The 21,037-nt window shown below is 56.2% G+C and carries 20 protein-coding genes; 10 read left to right on the forward strand and 10 right to left on the reverse strand.

The annotated features are described in order from the left end of the window. Positions 1-457, reverse strand: a 457-nt coding sequence (locus VEV40_RS16120; protein ID WP_324833798.1) for a helix-turn-helix domain-containing protein, incomplete at its 3' end; no start/stop codon positions are given. A 334-nt stretch (positions 458-791) separates the two neighbouring features. Here VEV40_RS16120 and VEV40_RS16125 point away from each other — a divergent pair. Next, positions 792-1,895, forward strand: coding sequence for an ABC transporter permease (locus VEV40_RS16125; protein ID WP_324833799.1), 1,104 nt, complete (start codon positions 792-794; stop codon positions 1,893-1,895). 62 nt (positions 1,896-1,957) lie between these two features. On the opposite strand, the gene VEV40_RS16130 is transcribed toward VEV40_RS16125, so the two are convergent. Then, on the reverse strand, positions 1,958-2,737 hold the full coding sequence (locus VEV40_RS16130; RefSeq protein ID WP_324833801.1) for a DUF4383 domain-containing protein: 780 nt from the start codon (positions 2,735-2,737) through the stop codon (positions 1,958-1,960). A gap of 27 nt (positions 2,738-2,764) precedes the next feature. Further along, complete coding sequence (locus tag VEV40_RS16135; protein ID WP_324833803.1) at positions 2,765-3,235, reverse strand: Spy/CpxP family protein refolding chaperone; 471 nt, start codon at positions 3,233-3,235, stop codon at positions 2,765-2,767. A 131-nt stretch (positions 3,236-3,366) separates the two neighbouring features. Between VEV40_RS16135 and VEV40_RS16140 the strand changes: the two genes are divergently transcribed. After that, positions 3,367-4,062 (forward strand): response regulator, encoded by a 696-nt coding sequence (locus VEV40_RS16140; protein ID WP_324833804.1) that lies wholly within the window; start codon positions 3,367-3,369, stop codon positions 4,060-4,062. Continuing rightward, complete coding sequence (locus VEV40_RS16145; RefSeq protein ID WP_324833805.1) at positions 4,059-5,441, forward strand: HAMP domain-containing sensor histidine kinase; 1,383 nt, start codon at positions 4,059-4,061, stop codon at positions 5,439-5,441. The genes VEV40_RS16140 and VEV40_RS16145 overlap by 4 nt, the downstream gene beginning before the upstream one ends. Before the next feature lie 48 nt (positions 5,442-5,489). On the opposite strand, the gene glgC is transcribed toward VEV40_RS16145, so the two are convergent. Together glgC and VEV40_RS16155 are read right to left on the reverse strand one after the other, a co-directional pair. Next, positions 5,490-6,743 carry a glucose-1-phosphate adenylyltransferase gene (glgC, locus tag VEV40_RS16150; protein ID WP_324833808.1) on the reverse strand — a complete coding sequence of 418 codons (1,254 nt, stop codon included), beginning with the start codon at positions 6,741-6,743 and terminating at the stop codon, positions 5,490-5,492. A gap of 151 nt (positions 6,744-6,894) precedes the next feature. Next, the gene (locus tag VEV40_RS16155; RefSeq protein WP_324833809.1) at positions 6,895-7,200 is read right to left on the reverse strand and encodes a hypothetical protein; all 306 of its coding nucleotides are present in this window, start codon (positions 7,198-7,200) and stop codon (positions 6,895-6,897) included. A 249-nt stretch (positions 7,201-7,449) separates the two neighbouring features. Here VEV40_RS16155 and VEV40_RS16160 point away from each other — a divergent pair, with 249 nt between their 5' ends. From VEV40_RS16160 to VEV40_RS16170, 3 genes are all read left to right on the forward strand, one after another. Further along, entirely contained in the window at positions 7,450-7,764 is a 315-nt protein-coding gene (locus tag VEV40_RS16160; RefSeq protein ID WP_324833810.1) for a hypothetical protein, read from the forward strand. Positions 7,765-7,864: 100 nt separating this feature from the next. Beyond that, complete coding sequence (locus VEV40_RS16165; protein WP_324833812.1) at positions 7,865-8,830, forward strand: sugar phosphate isomerase/epimerase family protein; 966 nt, start codon at positions 7,865-7,867, stop codon at positions 8,828-8,830. 125 nt (positions 8,831-8,955) lie between these two features. Then, positions 8,956-10,215, forward strand: a complete 1,260-nt coding sequence (locus VEV40_RS16170) for a Gfo/Idh/MocA family oxidoreductase (RefSeq protein ID WP_324833814.1) — start codon at positions 8,956-8,958, stop codon at positions 10,213-10,215. A 118-nt stretch (positions 10,216-10,333) separates the two neighbouring features. On the opposite strand, the gene VEV40_RS16175 is transcribed toward VEV40_RS16170, so the two are convergent. Both VEV40_RS16175 and trxB read right to left on the reverse strand, forming a co-directional pair. Next, positions 10,334-10,891: a DUF1697 domain-containing protein gene (locus VEV40_RS16175; RefSeq protein ID WP_324833816.1), complete on the reverse strand. Its 558-nt coding sequence runs from the start codon at positions 10,889-10,891 to the stop codon at positions 10,334-10,336. 48 nt (positions 10,892-10,939) lie between these two features. Then, on the reverse strand, positions 10,940-11,875 hold the full coding sequence (trxB, locus tag VEV40_RS16180) for a thioredoxin-disulfide reductase (protein ID WP_324833817.1): 936 nt from the start codon (positions 11,873-11,875) through the stop codon (positions 10,940-10,942). A 75-nt stretch (positions 11,876-11,950) separates the two neighbouring features. On the opposite strand from trxB, the gene VEV40_RS16185 reads away from it, so the two are divergent. Beyond that, positions 11,951-12,151, forward strand: a complete 201-nt coding sequence (locus tag VEV40_RS16185) for an allantoinase (protein ID WP_324833818.1) — start codon at positions 11,951-11,953, stop codon at positions 12,149-12,151. 116 nt (positions 12,152-12,267) lie between these two features. Continuing rightward, entirely contained in the window at positions 12,268-13,704 is a 1,437-nt protein-coding gene (locus tag VEV40_RS16190; protein ID WP_324833820.1) for an NAD(P)/FAD-dependent oxidoreductase, read from the forward strand. 7 nt (positions 13,705-13,711) lie between these two features. Here VEV40_RS16190 and VEV40_RS16195 read toward each other — a convergent pair whose 3' ends face one another. After that, the gene (locus tag VEV40_RS16195) at positions 13,712-14,158 is read right to left on the reverse strand and encodes a nucleoside deaminase (RefSeq protein WP_324833822.1); all 447 of its coding nucleotides are present in this window, start codon (positions 14,156-14,158) and stop codon (positions 13,712-13,714) included. A 150-nt stretch (positions 14,159-14,308) separates the two neighbouring features. Here VEV40_RS16195 and VEV40_RS16200 point away from each other — a divergent pair, with 150 nt between their 5' ends. Beyond that, a complete protein-coding gene (locus tag VEV40_RS16200) occupies positions 14,309-15,370 on the forward strand; it encodes an MBL fold metallo-hydrolase (protein WP_324833824.1) in 1,062 nt (353 codons plus the stop codon). Between the two features lie 181 nt (positions 15,371-15,551). Next, positions 15,552-18,767 carry a carboxypeptidase-like regulatory domain-containing protein gene (locus tag VEV40_RS16205; protein WP_324833826.1) on the forward strand — a complete coding sequence of 1,072 codons (3,216 nt, stop codon included), beginning with the start codon at positions 15,552-15,554 and terminating at the stop codon, positions 18,765-18,767. Positions 18,768-18,904: 137 nt separating this feature from the next. On the opposite strand, the gene VEV40_RS16210 is transcribed toward VEV40_RS16205, so the two are convergent. Both VEV40_RS16210 and VEV40_RS16215 read right to left on the reverse strand, forming a co-directional pair. Further along, positions 18,905-19,846, reverse strand: a complete 942-nt coding sequence (locus VEV40_RS16210) for a branched-chain amino acid transaminase (protein ID WP_324833827.1) — start codon at positions 19,844-19,846, stop codon at positions 18,905-18,907. Positions 19,847-20,069: 223 nt separating this feature from the next. After that, a complete protein-coding gene (locus VEV40_RS16215) occupies positions 20,070-20,933 on the reverse strand; it encodes a ThuA domain-containing protein (RefSeq protein WP_324833829.1) in 864 nt (287 codons plus the stop codon). Positions 20,934-21,037 lie beyond the last annotated feature (104 nt).

Here is a 21,037-nt window from a genome sequence, read left to right on the forward strand (position 1 = left end):
CCAATGCGGAGAGCGGTTGATGAACGCCTATGTTTGCTGTCGCAACGCGATTGCTCACGTAATGCCACACAAACCATCCGAGAGCGGAAAGCAGCACTAAGAGCACACCAACACCCGCCCAGCGCAGACGGACATCGGGGCGAGGTCGATCGTCGGGGCGGCTCTTGCCGACGTTTTCCGCGAATTCAATCCAGCTTACGTCGTCGTCCTTAAGTTGACCGCTTTGCTGGTAGGCAGACATGAAGCGGCCAACCCAGGCATCTTCGTCCAGCCCGACCACACGCGCATAACCGCGCATGATGCCTTTGTTGAAAACACCGCCGGGGAGGGCATCGAAGTGTTCTTCTTCCAGAGCAAGCAGGTGGCGCCCGCTGATTTTCGTTACATCAGTGATTGCCGAGATCGCGATGCCGCGGTCTTGCCGCTCTTTCCGCAAATCTTCGCCGAACTGACCCATGTTCCTATTCCTGTGCAGATATTTCTGGGATTAGAAAATCATGTTGGAGCAAATTCCGCAAAATACATGTTGTGGCAGCTGTCCCACCGCTGCACAACCTATTGGGCAAACCATAAGACCATCGGTGACGCAAAGTCAAAGAAAAACACCGGTTACCCTTTATTTCTTTATATCCAAAGTAAGGGTGTCATTTTCTTTAAAGACATTCCTCCCACAACTCATTATCGGCAGAACTTTTCACTTTGTTAGACTTGAATTTCGAAAGATTTTCGCCTCTTCTCGAGCAGGGAAGGGGCTTCGGCCTATTCAGGCAAGTTTTCACAGGATTTTTGCAATGAACAAGATTGTGCTCGGCAACTTGCTTCACCGCCCTTTGCGGACTCTTATCGGCATTTTTGCCGTTGCCGTGGAGGTGGTCATGATCCTCTCCATTGTTGGCATCTTTATTGGGCAGGTTGAGCACAGCCGCGAAGAGACGAGCGGCATCGGCGCTGACCTGATCGTGCGGCCGTCGAGTTCAAGCTTTATCAGCGGAATGGCTGGGGCTCCGGTTCCGGCAAAAATATCGCAAGTGCTGGCCAAGCTGCCGCATGTCGCCGTGGCTACACCCGTGATTCAGGACTTCAGCCTGGGAAGCTCTCCGGAAATCATCTGGGGAATCGATTACGACACCTTTAATGCGCTTAAGCCGTTTGTTTTTGCGGCCGGAGGGCCATTTCAAGGCCCAAATGACCTCATTGTCGACGATGTATTTGCCCACACAGACAAGGGGTATCAGGTGGGTGAGACCATCCAGGTCAAAAACCACCCCTTCCGTATCTGCGGCATTGTGGAGCACGGGCGCGGTGGGCGCAAATTCCTCCCTATTCACACGCTGGGGACGCTACTGGGCAATCCCGACAACGCCTCACAGTTCTACATTCGCAGTGACAATGTCGCCAACCAGGAAAAAATCCGGCAGGAAATTCTGGACACGCCGGGCTTGAGCCAGTATCGGGTGCAGACTCTGGCGGAAGTGCTGTCGCAGATGACGCCAGAGCACCTGCCGGGATTCAACCCGGCATTGCGTAGCGTCATCGGGATCGCGGTCATTGTGGGCTTTATTGTTGTCTTCCAGACCATGTACACGGCAGTGATGGAGCGCACGCGTGAGATTGGCATTCTAAAGTCGCTCGGTGCATCGCGAGCTTATATCGCGAACGTAGTTCTGCGCGAAGCAGCGCTGATCTCGGTTCTCGGCATTATTCTCGGCATTGGGCTGACTTACGTTCTCAAGATTGGGCTGAGTTATAAATTCCCCACCCTGCCGTTTCCGGTGAGTCTTGTCTGGCGCGCCAATGCGGCTGGAATCGCATTCGCCGGCGCGATTCTAGGCGCGCTCTACCCTGCGCTCAAGGCCGCGCGCAAAGACCCCATCGACGCACTGGCCTACGAATAGATTGCTAAGGCTGGCGCAGGAAGAAGGACTCGCCTCCTTAAGCGCCGGCCCCCGGTTCAGCATTACGCGTGGCTCTGCTCATAGCGCGGTTCTCGCACCCGCAACTGGCTGATCGCGATGAAAACGCTGCCTAAAACAAGATGAAAAATATGGTCTCCCGTATGCAGCACCATTGGTCCGGCGTGCCACATCCTGTTCATAGCCGGGTCTCCAATGGTCAGCCCAAGAACCGCCAGTGCAAGATAAAAGATGCCGGAGCCAAGGCAGAAACGCTTTGCAAAAGTGGAGCCGGCAAAGCTCGCGCCCACTGCCAGCAGACCCCAGGTCAGGTGCATCAGGTTGTGGTATTTGTCCGCGTGCACGCCGCTCACCATGACCATGACGCCCATCAGCACAAAGAGCCCGCCGAACAGTCGCAGTAAGATCTTCGAGCTGTCAGCCGTGTGCTCCATGCGTCGGTAGTTTTGTACTGTTGCTGTCAGTCCTGCGACGTCGGTCAGCAGAAGTGAAGTGATCAGCAGCAATGAGCCGGCGAAAATGCCGGGCGCGAAATTCCCGACGCTGCCCGGATGGGTAAGCCGCTGCATGTCCTGGGGTAGCCGGACAAACCAACCCGAGGTGACGAGCAGCCCAATGAGTGCGCCGATTAATGGCGTCCACCACCAGCGCGTGGCAAACGCGACCATGGCCGCAACGGCGATGAAGAACACCGGGCCGGGAGGGAACTTCGTATATGCTGGGTCGCCTGAGAGCCACTGCATCCATATCGCGAGGGTGCAGCCCACAAGTCCGGCAATGGTTAGTTTCGTCAGCAACGGCAAGTTCGACAGGTTCGTTTTCATACTCGTGCTCCTCTCTCAGAGTTATGTTTAGAAATGGCCTACGTGGCTGAGGCGCTCGTGCCAGCGCGCCTGCAATTCGTCTGCTTTGGTGCGCTGCTCCGGAGTAAGAACAGTGGTGTAGATTTTCGACTTGAAGCGCTCCTTCTCCACCAGCAGCTTCGCGACCGTGGCCCCCTGGCGTCCCGCAATCTCCTGCACCTTGCTTTCGTCCAGACTGCCGTTCGCTGTGGCAGCATCCATCTCCTTGCTTTCTGCGGCAAACTCAGTGACCAGTAAAGAAACCGCCGGTTTTTCCTGCTGCCACATCGTGCTAATCTGCTGCCGTTGTGGCTGGTTCAAGTCCAATTCATGCGCGATATAACCCAACGGGCCAGGACCAGCCCAACGGTGACCCCAACCATGACCACACCAGCCACGTCGCGCGTCGGCGCGCGCAAACAATACACCGGCGACGACCACCAGCACGGCAACGCCTGACCAGAGAACAATTCGTTTCATTCCCAATCTCCTCTTACTGTCTCGATTCCAGCATTCGTGCTCTGCGCGTGCGATAAAGATTGGTTAAGCAAGGTAAAGTTTTGTAAAGCCTGCGCTTCAGCCCCATATGCTCGACTACCATCAGGAGATAGATGGACCGCGTGCTCATCGTTGACGATGATGTGGAGTTATGCAGGCTTCTTGTTGAGCGCTTGCGTGCCGAGGGTTTCGCGCTGGAAGCTGTGCATGACGGGCGCCGGGGACTGGAGCGTGCGCGCTCGCACGAGCATGACTTCATCATTCTTGACCTGATGCTGCCCGGCATGGGCGGTCTTGATGTGCTTCGTTCCCTGCGAGCCCAATCGCGCGTTCCGGTTTTGATCCTCACCGCTCGCGGCGAAGACGTGGACAGAATTCTCGGCCTTGAGATCGGCGCGGATGACTACCTTCCGAAGCCTTTCAATCCGCGTGAGTTGATAGCGCGTATCCGTGCGATCCTGCGACGAACCGAACGCTCGGGAGAAATCACGAGTGTTGTAACTGTAGGCGGCGTCCGCCTCGATCCCGCGGCGCGCGAAGCATCCATCGACGGAGTCTCCCTGGATCTCACCAGCGTCGAGTTCAACCTGCTTGATGTTCTTCTGCGCGAAGCCGGGCGTGTTGTCACACGCGAGAAGCTCACCGAAACTGTGCTCGGCCGCAAGCTCGGCCCCTTCGACCGGGTCATCGACGTACACATCAGCAACCTGCGGAAAAAGCTGGCGCAGCGGCTGAGTGAAGAGCCGATCAAGGCCGTGCGTGGCGCCGGCTATCTTTTTGCCGTGCGCTCGGAGACGAACCACTCATGAAGGCCCGCAGCCTTTTCCTGAAGATATTTCTGTGGTTCTGGGCCACGGTCATTGCCACGGGCATGGCGCTCGTCATCACCTTTATCTTTCAGCCGGGTAACGTGCCGTCACAATGGCACGCCACGCTCATGGATATTGCGCGCTACTCGGCAACCACAGCAGTCGATCAATTTGAAGCACAAGGCGCGCCCGCTGCGTCCGCATACATCGGCCATCTTGAACAGAATTCGCATCTGCTGGCCTGTCTCTTCGATAGCTCGGGAGCCGTCATCTCCGGCACGAACTGCAAAACATTCGCCGACATCATTCCACGCGTAGCAGCCGCGGACAACTCCGCTTTCAGCATGAAATATGGCCTCGCCCGCGTGGCATTGCGGGTACAAGGCAAGAACGGCCAAACATTTATCTATGCAACGGAGCTTCCTGTCGGACCGCGAGCTGCTGTCGGCCTCAGCCATGCCGTGATCGCGCTGCGCTGGTGTGTCGCGCTTCTGGTGTCCGGATTCATCTGCTATCTGCTGACGCGCTATCTCACGACTCCCATCCTGCGTCTGCGCGAGGCATCACAACGCCTTGCCGGAGGCGACCTCAGCACGCGCGCCGCTGACGGCATGGAGCGGCGCCATGATGAAATCGGCTCGCTTGTCCGCGACTTCAACGCCATGGCCGCGCGCATTGAAGGACTCGTCACCGGGCAGCGCCAGCTTATCTATGACATTTCCCACGAACTGCGTTCGCCTTTGGCGCGTCTGAACGTAGCGCTCGATTTGGGACGTGAACGCAAAGGCGACGATCCGGCCTTCGCGCAAATGGAGCGCGACATCGAACGGCTTAACCAGATGATCGGGCGTCTGTTAACCATCGCGCGGTTGGACACGACTGCAACTCCGATATCGATGACTCACCTGGATTTGACTGAGCTTGTCTCTCAGATCGTTCAAAGCGCGGACTTCGAGTCACACGAACGCGGCGGAGGTGTTCGTCTGGCCGCTGCCGGACCATGCTTTGTCGAGGGCAACGCGGAGCTGCTCTACAGCGCAATCGAAAATGTCATTCGGAATGCGATCCGCTTCAACAATCCCGGCGAAACCGTTGAGGTGCGGCTTGTCGCTGTCTCTGAATTCAATGTCGAGGACGCGAATAGGAAGCCGATGCTCCGCCTTATTGTGCGCGACCACGGCCCGGGTGTCCCCGAGCCAGAACTGATCAACATTTTCCAGCCGTTTTATCGCGTCGCCGATAATCGAAGCGGAAACGGAGCCGGTCTTGGCCTTGCTATCGCCGACCGGGTTGTCCATGTTCACGGAGGCAGCATCCACGCAAGGAACGCCGTGCCGCGCGGCCTGGAGGTGGAGATACGGTTGCCTCAAAGCCCATAGCCAATCTATGACTATTAATTCATAGCGTGACTACGCATAATCGTGTGCTTACACCGGCTGCAGAAAGTCAGCCGATACCGGATTTTCATATAGAGAATAGTCGCGCGTCACTACCGTCAATCCAGACGGCGTGACGAAGTAGTTACGCTTGTCCTCGTTCTGATCGTAGCCAATTACCGTGCCCTCCGGGAGGTGTACATCGCGGTCGATAATCGCCCTCTTTATGCGGCAGTGGCGCCCGATATTTACATGCGAAAAAACGATAGTAGAATCCAGTTCCGAGTAAGAGTTCACGCGCACATCCTGCGAAAGCACGCTGTTCCGTACCACTGCGCCTGAAATAATGCAGCCGGCGGAGACAATCGAATTGACTGCCATGCCGGTGCGCCCCGGCTCGCCAAAGACGAACTTCGCCGGAGGATACTGTCGTACCCGCGTCCGCATGGGCCAGTTGCTGTCATACAGGTTGAAGGTAGGCGATACAGAAGCGATATCCATGTTGGCGTCGAAGTAGGCCTCCAGCGTTCCCACGTCGCGCCAGTAGAGCGCATCTTTTCCGTTTTCGTCGACGAAGTTGTAGGCATACATTTTGTATTTGCCCAAAAGGGAAGGCAGGATGTTGTGGCCGAAATCATGCTTCGAGGTCGGATCTTCGGCATCCTTCATCAGCGCGGGCAGAAGGACGTCGGTATTGAAGAGATAGACACCCATAGAGGCATCGACCGTGGTGGGATTGAAGGGCGAACGCAGCTCGGTGGACTTGGGCTTCTCCTGGAAGCCGACGATTTCGCCGGTGCGGGCGACTTCGACGATGCCGAAACGAGAAACTTCGGACGGATCGATGGGAAGCGTGGCCAGGGTGACATCGGCACCGGCATCGTTGTGGTGCTGGAGCATCTTGCCGTAGTCCATTTTGTAAATATGATCGCCGGAGAGAATCAGCACATGTTTCGGCTGCTCGGAGCCGATGGAATAGATGTTCTGGTAGACTGCGTCGGCTGTGCCCATGTACCAGTTGGCGCTCACGCGCTGCATGGGCGGAAGAATCTCGATGAACTCGCCCAACTCCTGGGCGACGACGCTCGTCCAGCCTTCACGGATGTGGCGGTTGAGAGAGAGCGCCTTGTACTGAGTCAGGATGTAGACGTGGCGCAGATCAGAGTTGATGCAGTTGGAGAGAGTGATGTCGATGATGCGGTAATTGCCGCCAAAAGGCACGGCCGGTTTTGCGCGGTCGCGGGTCAGGGGAAAAAGGCGCTCGCCCGCGCCGCCTGCTAAAAGTACTCCGAGTGTGTCCTTCATGCGTACGACGCCCCTTTACGCCAGGTGTTTCTCAGCCAGGGGATTCGGCATAGTTCGATACATTCCCCATTATCCCGCGCTGGAACTGGCGATACTAGCATATCGATGCGCGCCAAGGAGTCAACAGGGGTGATTCAGGTAAAGATTGCCGTCAGTCGCTTCGTTCGTCGTCCTGGATGGCGATGCGGAGCGAACGCAGAAAATGCACGTCCTGGGAGGAAAACGCCTTGCCCTCACGCCCTGCCTCTTCCTGCCCTCCGGACTGCGAAGGTTCAAGCATGGCTTCAGGCTGCTGCTCGAGTTCGTTGAGGCCGATGGTAGCTTCGAGCATCAACAGCACGTCAAACCCTTGCCTACGGATGTCCTGCACAACGCCGGCAATATGCTCTGATTCGGAGACCGTCTCGTGGATGGCTTCTCCCAACTGCTGGACGAGTTTTCGCAGCTTTGCGTTCAAGGTGTGTCTCCGTTTTCCCCCGCCAACGAACGGCCTGGAGCGCTGGAATTGTCTCTTACCTTACTTTCAGATGTGCATGGAGGGCAACCGGAATCACCTGGCTGCTAAACTTTTTCCATGGAGCCGAACACACTCGGCCGTAAATTCGGAATTGGCGTCCGCGTCGCCTCGAAAATGCTGCTTGACCGAGCTGTCCAAGGAAGTCCTCCGCCCGCCGAGATCGATCCTTCCAAGTCAGCGCAGCAGGCTATGTCTCAATCACAAGTGTACGCCGGGCGCGGAAAGGCCGTTGCCCGTGGCACCCGCAGATTTGGTGAAGCGTTGTGGAAACCCTTTGCGCATGCCAGCAGTGTTCTGTGGCTGGAAGTTACAGGATTATTTTTCGGTATTTTCACCCTGTTTTTCGGCATGAACAGCTGGAAGCTGCGCCACGAATGGGCCATCGGTCCCGATCATCTGCGCTTTCTTGTGTATACGATTGTTACGCTGGTCTTCGCCTACTTCACCTTCAGCTCGTTCTATCGTGCGCGCAGGAAAGAAAAGCGGAAACAGCAAGGCAGATAAGAACTGAAATTCATCCAGGGAATGCTGTAATGCGCGACAGTTGATGTCCTCTCTTGATACCCTTCCTCAGTGGAATCGTTGCCACCGGAGAACGACGCAAATGAAACGGAGAGAATTCCTTGGCGCGGTGGCGCTTGAGACAGGCGCAATATCGGCAGCATATGCAGCGCAGCGCCTTGGATTTATGCAGAAGCCTTTTCTCGCGGCAGAAAGTAAGCTGAACCCCATGGCCGTGGGTCTACTCATCAAGCCGGCCGATGGCCCGGAAGCGACCATCTCCCGCGTCAAGAACATGGGCTTTTCCAATTGCTTCTTTTCGCTCGACGCCTATATTGGCAAATACACACCTGCATTAGCGGATGAACTCGGCGGTTTGCTGAAGAAATATGAAGTCACGGCAACAACGGCAGAAGTGGTAGGCCCGGGCCGCCTTGTCTGGGACTTCGAAGACGGCCCATCCACGATCGGTCTGGTGCCGCGTGAAAGCCGTGCCGCCCGCATAGACGCCCTCAAGCAAACCTCCGATTTCGCGAAGCTTCTCGGCATCCCGCAAATCCAGACCCACTGCGGCTTTATCCCGGAAAACCCGCGTGATCCACTCTATGACGAATCAGTCCTTGCGATTCAGGAAGTGGCGAAACACTGCGCCGCAAATGGCCAGCGTTTCCTGATGGAAACCGGCCAGGAGACACCTACGACCATGGCGCGTGCCATCAAGGACGTGAATCTGCCGAATCTCGGCGTCGGCCTCGACACCGCGAATCTGATCCTCTACGGCAAGGCAAACCCAGTGGACGCGGTCGATATCATTGGCCCACACGTTCATGCCATCCACGCGAAAGACGGCAAGTGGCCCACCAACCCGATGAAGCTCGGCGAAGAAGTCCTCATCGGCACAGGGCTGGTCGATTTCGAGAAAGTCTTTACCAAGCTGCACAAGCTCGGCTACACCGGGGCTGTCACCATCGAACGTGAAACTGAAGGCCCGCAGCAAATCGCGGACGTGAAGAACGAAAAAATCTATCTCGAAAAAATTATTAATAAAATTCAGAGCACCAATGCCTAGTATCTCCGTGCCCCTCGCATTCTCTGTGGCAAAAACTCTTCCTCTGCGGACCTCAGCGATACTTAGCGTCCTTCGCGGTAGCTTTTTCTCAATGCCAGCACCAATACAACCGGAGCACCCCTAAAATGAACAGAAGGAAATTTCTCGCAGGTTCAGCCGCCGCTTCAGGACTCATGCTCCTAAAGCCCAAAACCGCCTTCGGCTATGAAGCCAACTCCGCCGTGCGCTATGCGCTGCTTGGATGCGGCAGCCGCGGCACTGCTGTCGCAACATCCTTCGCGAAGAACACCAGCGCGCGCATTGTGGCCATCGCCGATCTCTTTCAGGACCAGCTCGATAAAGGCAAAACCTACTTCGACAGCCTGAATCAGTCATTAGGCTATGCCGGCCCGGAGCACCAGTTTCGTGGCTATGAAGCTTATGAAGAGCTGGCAGCGTCGCCAGACGTTGACGCGGTACAAATCTCAACGCCACCGTGGTTCCATGTGCAGCATCTTGAAGCCGTGGCGCATGGCGGTAAGCATGCCTATTGCGAAAAGCCTGTTGGTGTGGACATCACTCAAACCAATCAGGCACTGGAAATCGCAAAGCGGGTCGATGGAAAACTGAGTGTAGACGTCGGCTTCCAGATTCGCAGCGCGCCGCCGTTTGTCGAAATCGTCCGCCGCATTCATGAAGGCGAACTGGGCAAGATCGCCAGCATCGCCGCGCACTACAACTCACCGCCAGCCGTCGAGCACGACTATCCCAACGCCTCAGCTGACGAGCAGCGCATCCGCAACTGGCTGTGGTACCGCAACCTCTCGGGCGACATTCTGCTCGAACAGAACATCCACGTCATCGACATCTGCAACTGGGCCTTGCAGACGCATCCCGTCAAGGCGGTCGCCACTGGCGGGCGCAGCGTGATTACCCACGCCGGAGATACGTGGGACAACTATCAGGTCATCTTCACGTACCCGGAAGATATTCGCGTCAGCTTCTCATCTACTCAGTTCTGTCCGGGCAAATGGTTCGACGTTTCCGAGCGCATATTCGGGTCGAAAGGAATTGCCGAGATGCCATACTCTGGTCCGCTCCGCATCCTCGGCGCCAACCCGTGGACATGGGCTGACAGCGTGACGCAGCAGCCGTCCGGCTCCTTTGCCGCCAATGGCGCCTTCAGCGATAATCTTGCTCAGGCCGACTCAGAAAAGGACAAGGGCTTCATCGAGAGCATTACCTCGGGCAAGTTCCACAACCAGATTGCTGCCGGCGTGGAAAGCGCGCGCAGTTGCATGCTGGGCCGCATGGCCGGCTACCAGAAGCGTGAAGTTATATGGGATGAGTTGATTGCCAGCCACGAGGAATACAAACTTGGCATCAACATGAGCCAGTTCAGCTAATGAAGTGGCCGCAGCTGTCATCCTGCGCCTAGCGGAGGGTCTGTATTTTCAGGTTTCCAATAATAACGACGGGTGCTCATCAGTCGCGGCGTTTGCGACAGGATGGACAGCACAATCCTCAATCAGTAGCTTCGAGCTTCTCTGCCATGTCCATCAACTTCTGTACAGTGTTCCAGTTCCGTCCCGTGCCCAGAACCTTCAGCGCGCGATCTACCGCCGGTAAGGACAATTTGGAACGTCCCTGCCCATCCGGAAAATAGATATACAACTCGCGCTCCTCCAGCCGCAGTTCCTCCTGTTGTATCTTCACCATCTGCAATTTTTTTCGTGCTTCGGCATCGGGCGCAGCAGGGAGAAACCAGACGAGCAGCTTGCTCGGCTCTATCTCTTTTCTTGCTGCAAACGGGTTCCGCGCAATCACGCCGCGCATCTCCTCCGTTGTTCGCAGAATCACCTCAGGGCGGAAGCCGAAATTCTTCTCGATCCCGCCTCCTATGCGCTTGCAAATCTTGCTTAGGTCGCGCTCCTTCGTCCGGAAGACGATATTCCCACTTTGAATGAAGGTGGCAACGTCATCAAACCTCAGAGACTCGTAAAGCGCGCGCAGGGCTTCCATCTTCAGTATCTTCTGCCCACCAAGATTTACGCCGCGGAGCATAGAGATAACTACTGGCATAGCGGGTAGAGTGTATATCTTTCTGCGAACTTCGGATAATCGGCCGGTTTAGCGCCCGTGTTCTTCCAGATACTTCTCAACTTCGAGAGCGGCCATGCAACCGGTTCCCGCGGCGGTAATGGCCTGCCGATAACGGCGGTCCTGCACGTCGCCACAGGCATATACGCCGGGAACGCGGGTAAAGACGTAGTCGTGCGTCTTGATGTAGCCGTCCTCGTCGAGATCGATCTGCCCCTCAAACATCTTTGCGTTGGGAATATGTCCGATGCCGAGAAAGAGGCCGCTGACATTCAGAATCGACTCCTCGCCAGTGACGGTATTCCGTGTGCGTAGGCCACTGACTTCTTTCTGCTCGACACCGAGTACTTCGCCAATCACTGTGTTTGCGCGGAATTCGATCTTGGGGTGGGCCATGGCGCGGTCGAGCATAATACGTGAGGCGCGGAACTGATCGCGGCGATGCAGCAGGCTTACTTTAGTGGCGAAGCGCGTAAGGAAGAGTGCCTCTTCCATCGCGGAGTCGCCGCCGCCGACCACGGCAATGTCTTTTCCGGAGAAGAAGAAGCCGTCGCAAGTGGCGCACGAACTGACGCCGTGCCCGATGAGCGCCTGTTCCGATGGAAGACCAAGCCAACGCGCCGATGCTCCGCTGGCGATGATGAGGGTGCGTGTGTGGATGGTCTCGCTGCCCACCTTCAAGGCAATAGGACGCTTCGACAAATCAGCAGAGGCCAGGTGCCCCATGCGGAACTCTGCACCGAAGCGCGCAGCCTGCAACTTCATGTTCTCGATGAGCTGAGGCCCTTGAATGCCTTCGGGCCAGCCGGGAAAATTCTCAACCAGTGTCGTGATGGAAAGCTGGCCGCCGGGCTCATGACCTTCGAGCACGAGCGGCTTCAGGTTGGCGCGGGCGGTGTAGATGGCGGCAGTAAGTCCGGCGCAGCCGGAGCCAATAATAACGGTATCGCGTATGGTGTCGGACATAGTTAGGGTCGAACTTTGATTGTACCTTCTGAGATGTTGAGCGCCGGGAAAAGATGCGGAGGGTAAGATAACGGCATGGCAAACCTGACTCTTGTCTACGGCCTGCGGCTGTTGCCCGCCGACGAAATCTCAGAAGTAGGCGAGGCGCCCATTCAACTGAAGAATGGGAACTCAGCGCGCGTGACCATGCACATTCTTGAAGGGACGCGCGAACAGATCGAGGCCCAACTGCGACAGAGCCTCGATGCCTTTTTCGATTTCTTCCCCGAAATATGACTCGGCGCTTTTTCCATAGTTGGCTGCTCCGGATTTTACAGTCCCAAGCGAGACTCTGATGTATCGCTTGTTGTAGCTAAAGCATCTTTCCCATAGGGAGATTTTTCCGAGGAGGCATGATGGGCGCCCCCGCAACTGGCATACCACAGGTGGAAGCGGGTCGCCCGCCTAAGGTCATCATCCTGGGCGGAGGTTTCGCTGGATTAAAAGCGGCAATGGGACTGGCAAAGCTACCGGTGGACATTACCATCATCGACCGCCGGAATCACCACACCTTTCAGCCTCTGCTCTATCAGGTCGCGCTTGCCGTTCTTTCCCCAGCTGACATCGCTACTCCTATCCGGAGCATTATGCGCAAACACAAGAATGTCGAAGTATTGATGGATGAGGCTGTCGGCTTCAACACCACTCTGCGGCGTGTCTGCATGAAGAGTGGCGTCGAAATGGACTACGACTACCTCGTTGTGGCGACTGGCGCGACGCACTCATATTTCGGCAATGATGCATGGGCGCAGTATGCCCCTGGCTTGAAGACCGTAGAAGACGCGACAGAGATTCGCCGTCGCGTGCTGCTCGCGTTTGAGCTGGCCGAGAGACAGATGCTTGAAATTGGATCGCATCCACCGCTGAACTTTGTGGTCATCGGCGGTGGCCCGACGGGCGTTGAACTCGCCGGCGCTATTTGCGATATTGCCAAGCTTTACATGCGGCACGATTTTCGTCATATTGATCCCACAATGGCGCGCGTTCTGATCCTTGAAGGCGGTCCGCGTATTCTCGCTGCCTACCCGGAGGACCTGTCTAAGAAAGCTGTCGAGCAGCTAAACGATCTTGGCGTAGAGGTGCACACCGGAGCCCAGGTTACTGATGTAGGGCCCGGCTATGTCATGGTAGGTGATCGGCGCGTGGATGCGGTGGTAACGCTATGGGCTGCAGGCGTGCAAGCTTCACCGCTTGGCAAGTTACTCGGCGTCGAAACCGACAAACGTGGCTGCGTCATCGTAAATGAGACGCTCAACCCTGCCGGCCATCCGGAGATTTTTGTCTGCGGCGATTTGGCGCACGTTGTCGAGAACGGCAGGCTACTGCCCGGCGTAGCGCAACCCGCTATGCAGATGGGCGCACATGTGGCCCGCATGATCGCCTGGGACCTGAAACATGAGCCGCGCAAACCTTTCCATTATTTCGACAAGGGGGACATGGCGACCATTGGCCGTCTTGCCGCAGTTGCTAACATCCAGTGGCCGTTCAAGGCGCACTGGAGCGGCCTGATGGCCTGGCTCACATGGCTGAGCATCCACATTTATTTCCTCATCGGCTTCCGGAATCGGATTGCCGTATTTCTCGATTGGGCATGGACCTACTTCACGTTTACTACCCACGGCGCGCGGCTTATTACCGGAAGCCAGGTGTTGCCTGGATGGTGTGAGCAGCAGGGAGTGATGACTCCGTTGGATCCGACATCACCCGGCTTTCTCGACCATCACCACGGCATGGTGGCTTCGCAAAGTGATTCTCCCGAAAAGGAAGCACAAAGGCAGGCGGTTTCCTGAATCGAGACTACTCTTTGCCGATGTCCTCATTCCAGACCTCAGGGTGCGCGCGAATGTAGTCACCCAGCAGTGCGACGCACTCCGCATTATCCAGATCAACTACTTCAATTCCGTTTGAACGTAGCCACTCAACGCCGCCCTGAAAATTACGGCTTTCACCCACAATGACCTTGCGAAAACCGAACTGACGAATCAGGCCACTGCAATACCAGCAAGGCGCGAGCGTTGTGACCATGATGAGATTGCCATAAGAGCGCTGACGGCCGGCATTGCGAAAGGCGTCGGTTTCGCCGTGGGCAGATGGATCGCCATGCTGCACCCGGCGGTTGTGTCCCGCGCCGAGCAATTTCCCAGCTTGGGCGAAGATCGCTGCACCTATCGGGATGCCGCCCTCTTCGAGTCCATGGAGTGCTTCTCTGATCGCAACCGCGAGCATCGCTTCGTATTCACCCACTGTGTGTCGCCTTTCCGACGCAGAATTCCTCGGGCCTGATCTTTAAGAGATTATTCCAATCCACATTTCACTCCGTAGCGTACAATCCCGCCAAACGATTTTCAGAGCTCGGTTTTCAGCAGAAAGATCGAAACCATCAGGTGGTGAAGCATGTGCAAAGTCAATCGGCGTGAATTCCTTGCAGCAGGCACTGCGTTCTTAAGCGTTGCGGCCGAGACCGAGCTTCTACACGGAGCAGTTTCAGTGGCTGCGGCACAGGACGCTGAAGTGGACAAGCTCGCGCCGGACATCTATTTCCACGAGGGCGACGTCGTTTCAGACAATGCTCCCGCCGTCTGCAACAACGGCTGGATCATCTTCGAAGATTATGTGTTGGTCATCGACGCCAACTTTCCCGCTGGCGCAAAGCTGATGATCAGCAAAATCCGCTCCATCACGGATAAGCCAATACGCTTCGCCTTCGACACGCATCATCATGGAGACCATGCCTACGGGAACCAGATTTTCGTCGAAAACGGCGGCGTACCGGTCGCGCACACCGGCGTTGTCGCAGAGATGCGGCGCTATGAAACCGGCTACTACGACAGCAAGCCGGGCAGATGGGAAGAGTCTGCAAAGGAGCGCGCCGATGTAAGGGCTGGCAGACTTAAGCCACCTTCGGTTCTTTTTCCAAAAGAGCTTTACTTTGACGATGGCAAGCATCGCGTCGAACTCATGCATCTGGGCGTGGCTCATACGCATGGCGATGCCGTAGCCTGGCTGCCGGAGCAGAAGATTCTTTTCACTGGAGATGTCTGCGTGAACGGACCCTATAACTACGTCGGTGACGGCAACGTAGGACAATGGATCGCAACGCTCGATGTCGCCAGGAAACTCGGAGCGAAGATCGTCTGCACCGGGCACGGTCATCGCTCCGTTAGTTCAGTCCTCGATGATCAGCAGGCATTCTTCAAAGCGCTGCAAGACCAGGTCGGCTCCCGCCTCGCCAATGCCGCGCCCGATCAGACGAAGACCGAGATCGAAGCCATCCGCTCGACACTCAAGGGCAATCAGCAGATTGCCAGGTATATCTCTGACAGCGGCAAAGGCGATGGATTCCCTGCGCAAGTGCAGAAGGTCTACGAAGAACTAAACGGCAAAAAGCTTACAGCGCTATTGGACGAGCCGCACTTCTCTCGCCACGCACACGCCCGTTCCCACGGCATGGCCTGAACTGGGGCACTTTCGACTAGATACGATTGACATTAACGACTCTATTCAATCAAATTAATATAGTTTTGTGTCGAAAACAGCTCGAGGAGCGGCAAGACGCAATTCTTGCCGTGGGCGCAATGGGCTGGATGGCGGTTCCCGAGCCTGATCCTTCAGTTTTTCAAACCCTGTGAGGGTAGCAATGTCATTTGCCAGTGGCCGTTTGTCTGCGATCTTGTTGTGCGTTCTGGTGCTGAGCTGTTTTTCTGCGGAAGCTCAGGTATCAGCAAACCTGTCGGGCAAAGTCACCGATCCCGCCGGTGCTGCGGTGCCGGCTGCGTCCGTAACGGCAAACAACCTGGATACGAGGATCTCACGAACCACTCTCACCGATCAAACAGGGGAATATCAACTCTTTGAGCTTCCGGTAGGACGATACGAGGTCCGGGCCCGCAAAGATGGCTTTGCCGAGAAGGTGCGCGAGGGCATCTTTCTGGTCGTCGGCCAGGATGCAACCGCCGATCTGAGCCTGCAGGTTGGAGAAGTGAAACAGCAGGTTACTGTCGTTGAAAACGTTCCCGTTGTGAATGTAACGTCACAGGACATTTCAGGGCTGGTGGGCGAGCAGCAGGTAAAAGAGCTACCGCTGAATGGACGCAGTTACGACCTGCTGCTGACTCTGAACCCGGGCATCGTAAATTTCACATCGCAAAAAACCGGCGGCATAGGAGTCTCGAACTCAACCACCGGAAATAACTTTGCGGTGTCCGGGAACCGTCCTCAGCAAAATCTGTTTCTCTTGAACGGCGTCGAGTTCACCGGGGCTGCGGAAAACAACATGCAGCCAGGTGGCCCCAGCCAGCAACTACTCGGGGTAGAAGCCGTCCGCGAGTTCAATGTCCTGCGCGATTCCTACGGAGCCGAATACGGCAAGCGTCCCGGCGCTCAGGTCATTATTGTTACGCAGTCGGGAACGAACCAGCTGCACGGTTCGGCGTATGAGTTTCTACGCAACAACGTTCTCGATGCCCCGAACTATTTCGACCAAGGCTCGGCTCCGCCATTTCAGCGCAACCAGTTTGGCGGTTCGCTCGGCGGACCGCTGCACAAGGACAAAACCTTTCTCTTTGCAAACTACGAAGGCTATCGCCAGAACCTGCATCAGACGTCGGCTGCCTTTGTGCCCGACCTGGCGTCGCGTGCGAAAGCAGTAGACAGCGTAAAGCCGTTGTTGAACTTGTGGCCAACTCCTCCCGCGGACGCTCCTGACTTCAACGGCATCGCGCAAGTCTTCAGCAACCCATTGCAAACCATCCGTGAAGATTTCGGAACAGCCCGCCTCGACCAGACTTTTTCTCCCAAAGATACGCTTGCTGGAACATATACCATCGATGACGGCGCGGACTATACAGAGACCACAGCGAATCCCTACAGCACCGACATTCTGACTCTGCGAGAGCAAGTTCTCAGCCTCGACGAAACGCATATTTTCTCGCCTGCGCTGCTGAATCTGGCCCGCGTTGGCTACTCGCGTGCTGCCTACTTCTTCACTGGCGAACCTACGCCGGGCACGCCTGCGGCCAGCGTTGCCGGATTCATCACCGGACGTCCGGTTGGTGCTGTCGTGGTGGGAGGAAGCGCCGCTTCCAATCCCCAGGCGCAAATCGGCCTGGCGGGAAGCAATAATGGAAGCAATCTGCCGATCGTGCGTAATCTCTTTACGTATGAAGATCGCGTTACGCTGTCGCATGGCCGCCATCAGATGAGCCTCGGCGCATGGTTTCAACAGTTCCAGTCAAACGAAACTATCAATCTCAGCCAGTACGGACAAGCTACATTCACCAGCCTTCAGACATTCCTGCAAGGGACGACGAGCAGCTTCCTGTACAGTCCAGCGCCGACAGAAATGAATTGGCGATCTTTATTTGGAGCTGTTTATGCGCAAGATGTAATCCGGCTGAGCCCAAAGCTGACTGCGACTCTGGGATTCCGCGGCGAATTCTCAACCGGCTGGAATGAGGCCCACGGACGCGCCGCCAACTACACCTTCACGGATCGTGTGATCTCCAGCCAGCCGCACGTTGGGGACAATGCATTCACGACTAACAATGCAAAATTCCTCCCGGAACCGCGCATCGGATTGGCATGGAGTCCGCGACTGGACAAGACAGTCGTTCGCGCCGGGTTCGGCATTTACAACGAGCTGCTGGACGATCTGGGATATCGCATGGATCAAAATGCACCCTTCAACCCGACCTACAGCATCGCTTCGCTGCCGGTATCGAGTCTCCCTCTCAATCCCCAGGCTCCCACACCAGCAAAGGCGCTGCTGGTTCCGGGCGGCGTTCAGCCGGACGCCAAGATGCCGACTTTGATCTCTTACTCGCTGAGAGTCGAGCAGGAACTTACGCCGAACACTTCCCTCACTGTCGGTTATGTTGGGTCGCACGGCTATCATCAACTTATCGGCGTCGATGGCAACCAGCCTGTTCCGACAATCTGTCCCGCATCACCTTGTCCTGGAGCTTATCCCGCCAATTTCCCCAACGGGTTGGCGAATACAGCCGTCCCCTCCGGAGCGTTCTACATCCCGGCGGGCACGCCGAAGGCGAATACGACTCTGGCCAACACCTGGACATGGTTTTCTTGGGGAAACAGTAACTATAACTCACTTCAGGTCGATGTTAATCATCGCTTCAGCCATGACCTGTCACTGCGCGGTGTCTACACATGGTCAAAGGCGTTGGACAACGGAGATTCCCTCAATGCAACAGCGGCAGGCAACGCGCCCGGCCTGGTCTCCAATCCATACGACCTGCATGCCGACTGGGGCCTCGCCACCTATGACGTCAGAAATATCGGAGTAATCAGCGCCGTCTATATATTGCCCTTTGGCCGTAATAAGGCCTTTGTCAATAACCTCACAGGTTTTGCCAATGCTCTTGTAAACGGATGGTCGGTAAACAGCATCGTGACTGTCCAGTCTGGATTCCCATTCACGCCGCAACTCAGCTACAATCCTTCGAACAATGGAGACACGCGCAATCCCGTAAGACCCTTTGCAAATCCAAACTTCCACGGCTCTGCGATCTTCGGCAAACCTTCTCAGTGGTTCAACCCTGAGGCGTTTCTGCAACCCCCTGCGAACAGTGGCTTTTACGGCAATCTCGGCAGAGACACACTGATTGGCCCGGGTCTCGGCACATGGGATTTTTCAGCGGGCAAAGATACCGCCATTCACGAGCGGCTGACGCTTCAATTTCGCGCCGAGATGTTTAATCTGTTGAACCGTGCCAATTTCAATACGCCCAACCTCATCGTGTTCACGCCGTCGGGCCTTTCTGGAACAGCCGGGGCAATCACCAGCACATCAACAACTTCGCGCCAAGTTCAATTCGCGGTAAAGCTTCTCTGGTAGAGGTCTGGACTGAGTACCCGTCTCGTAGAGACGTACTGATCTCTACATACTTCGTCAGAATGACAGCGAGTAAAGTGGTAAACGGAAGCCCCAGTATTTACTGGGGCTTTCATGTGCTTCTTTTTTGGGAAGTGCTGCTAGACTGCGACCGTCTGCTCGACATTGACATTGACTGGTGTGAGCCAGCCGAAGCGATCAGGCTTGAGGCCGTTGGCGATTCCTAAGAACTCGTCGGCCAGCTGCTTGGTAATGGGGCCGATCTTGCCGTCCGCCACCGGGATGCGGTCTACCGAACGGATTGGTGTGACTTCGGCAGCGGTTCCTGTGAAGAAGACTTCATCGGCAATGTATAGCAGTTCGCGCGGTAGAGGCTGCTCGACTACTGTCAGGCCGAGGTGGCGGGCCAGTGTCAGCACTGAGTCGCGGGTGATTCCGGCGAGGACGGAATTGGCAAGCGGCGAAGTATAGATGACTCCATTGCGCACGACAAAGAGATTCTCGCCCGACCCCTCGGAGGCGTAGCCGTTCACGTCGAGTGCGATGCCCTCGGCATAGCCGTTGATATCGGCTTCCATGCGAATGAGCTGTGAGTTCATGTAGTTAGCGCCTGCCTTGGCGAGCGAGGGCAGCGTGTTGGGCGCAAGCCGGTTCCACGAGGAGATGCAGACGTCGGCGCCGTCGTCTCCGGCAACGTATTTGCCCCAGGGATAGTTGGCGATGTAAATCTCGATGGGAGAATTCTTCGGATTTACGCCGACTTCGCCGTATCCGCGTAGCGCGATGGGACGGATGTAGCAAGGCGCAATACCGTTGGCCTCGATGAGCTCGACGACGCCGTTCGAAAGCTGGTCGAGCGAGTAAGGCAGCGTCATGCGGTAAATCTTGGCCGAGTCGATGAGGCGCTGCATGTGCTCAGGCAGCCGGAAAACGGCTGCTCCCTGCGGCTGCGCGTAGCAGCGAATGCCTTCGAATACTGACGAGCCGTAGTGCACAACATGGCTCATGACGTGAATCTGGGCCTTGTCCCACGGTATGAGGTTGCCATTGTGCCAGATCTTGCTGGTGGGCTGGATGGGCATGCGAAGCGAGCGCTCCTTTCCTTCTTGAACCTTCCATTATATCTGTGCGGGAGCTGATTTAGCGCAGGTTTGCGGCGGAACGAAACTATGGTGCGGTGATTTCAGAGTAGATATGGCAAAATGACAGGCGATGTGGAATGTGCCGAACTTGTCTTGTGCAGTCCCCTCCTTTCGTAAGCCGCGCGAAAGGAGGGGACACCGTTTTTGTGTGAATGCATTTCCACTAAGGTTGCGACGGCCGCGCATGAGACGCGGTGCTGCCATCGGTCATACCCAGCACCCACTTGATGGCTTCAAAGTACATCTTGCGAATGTCAGGGTCGCTCCAGGCTTCTTCCGTGTGGCCGAGAGTTGAGTAAAAGACGCGGCCTTTACCGTACATCTTTGACCAGGCGACGGCGAAGTCGTGGTCGGCGCGGTGAATGCGGGGATTATTGCTGTAGTCGAGTCGTGAGGGGTCGAGGCTAAGCAGAACGTTGACCTTGTCGCGCGACCAGTCTTTTGGCTGATAGATCTCGTCATACTTTACGAATTCGTGCGGGAAGTGGCGCACAGCTGGGAAGCTTGGATCTTCATTGATGATGGGCGCGTTGAATGTCATCCAGGGATGCTGGTCGAACCATCCGCCGATCATCTCGCCATACTCGGGCCACTTGTAGTTGGTGTCGAGCGCGGCATGGATGCCGACAAAACCCTTGCCCTCGTCATGAATGGCGGTCATCATGTCCTTCTTTTGGCTGTCGTCCATGTCGAGCTCGCCCGTAGTGCTGGTGAAGACGATGGCGTCAAAGTAGTCGAGGTTCTTGGCGTTTCTACCCAGGTCTTTCTTGGTCAGCAGCTCCGTATCGGTGCGGATGGTCGTGTCCCAGAGACCGCTGTCGCGGCCCATCTCGAAGATGGCGACCATGGCGTCAGGGACGGAATCATGCTCGAAGCCTTTGGTTTCGCCAATGACGAGAACGTGCTTGAGGTGGATGGTCTTGGCGTGAGGCACCGGCGGCGTATTGGTTGATTGCTGCGCGAAGGTCAGTGATGTGAAGGCGAGGATGAAGGCGGCAAAACGAAGTGCGGTCTGAACGGGGCGCAAGGTTTCTCCTAAGCTGCGTTTTTTCTTGAGAAGTTCGGTCGGCGAAATTTTACACTGAATCGCTTTAGCTCTGCCGAACGATCTGTAGCACAGCCTTGAATTTC

Source organism: Alloacidobacterium sp. (assembly GCF_035631355.1).
Classification (GTDB): Bacteria; Acidobacteriota; Terriglobia; order Terriglobales; family Acidobacteriaceae; genus Alloacidobacterium.

Excerpts from the sequence above, each read along its gene's own strand:
- VEV40_RS16125 (WP_324833799.1), top strand. The coding sequence starts at position 792 with ATGAACAAGATTGTGCTCGGCAACTTGCTTCACCGCCCTTTGCGGACT.
- VEV40_RS16130 (WP_324833801.1), bottom strand. The coding sequence starts at position 2,737 with ATGAAAACGAACCTGTCGAACTTGCCGTTGCTGACGAAACTAACCATT.
- VEV40_RS16135 (WP_324833803.1), bottom strand. The coding sequence starts at position 3,235 with ATGAAACGAATTGTTCTCTGGTCAGGCGTTGCCGTGCTGGTGGTCGTC.
- VEV40_RS16140 (WP_324833804.1), top strand. The coding sequence starts at position 3,367 with ATGGACCGCGTGCTCATCGTTGACGATGATGTGGAGTTATGCAGGCTT.
- VEV40_RS16145 (WP_324833805.1), top strand. The coding sequence starts at position 4,059 with ATGAAGGCCCGCAGCCTTTTCCTGAAGATATTTCTGTGGTTCTGGGCC.
- glgC (WP_324833808.1), bottom strand. The coding sequence starts at position 6,743 with ATGAAGGACACACTCGGAGTACTTTTAGCAGGCGGCGCGGGCGAGCGC.
- VEV40_RS16160 (WP_324833810.1), top strand. The coding sequence starts at position 7,450 with ATGTCTCAATCACAAGTGTACGCCGGGCGCGGAAAGGCCGTTGCCCGT.
- VEV40_RS16165 (WP_324833812.1), top strand. The coding sequence starts at position 7,865 with ATGAAACGGAGAGAATTCCTTGGCGCGGTGGCGCTTGAGACAGGCGCA.
- VEV40_RS16170 (WP_324833814.1), top strand. The coding sequence starts at position 8,956 with ATGAACAGAAGGAAATTTCTCGCAGGTTCAGCCGCCGCTTCAGGACTC.
- VEV40_RS16175 (WP_324833816.1), bottom strand. The coding sequence starts at position 10,891 with ATGCCAGTAGTTATCTCTATGCTCCGCGGCGTAAATCTTGGTGGGCAG.
- trxB (WP_324833817.1), bottom strand. The coding sequence starts at position 11,875 with ATGTCCGACACCATACGCGATACCGTTATTATTGGCTCCGGCTGCGCC.
- VEV40_RS16185 (WP_324833818.1), top strand. The coding sequence starts at position 11,951 with ATGGCAAACCTGACTCTTGTCTACGGCCTGCGGCTGTTGCCCGCCGAC.
- VEV40_RS16190 (WP_324833820.1), top strand. The coding sequence starts at position 12,268 with ATGATGGGCGCCCCCGCAACTGGCATACCACAGGTGGAAGCGGGTCGC.
- VEV40_RS16200 (WP_324833824.1), top strand. The coding sequence starts at position 14,309 with ATGTGCAAAGTCAATCGGCGTGAATTCCTTGCAGCAGGCACTGCGTTC.
- VEV40_RS16205 (WP_324833826.1), top strand. The coding sequence starts at position 15,552 with ATGTCATTTGCCAGTGGCCGTTTGTCTGCGATCTTGTTGTGCGTTCTG.
- VEV40_RS16210 (WP_324833827.1), bottom strand. The coding sequence starts at position 19,846 with ATGCCCATCCAGCCCACCAGCAAGATCTGGCACAATGGCAACCTCATA.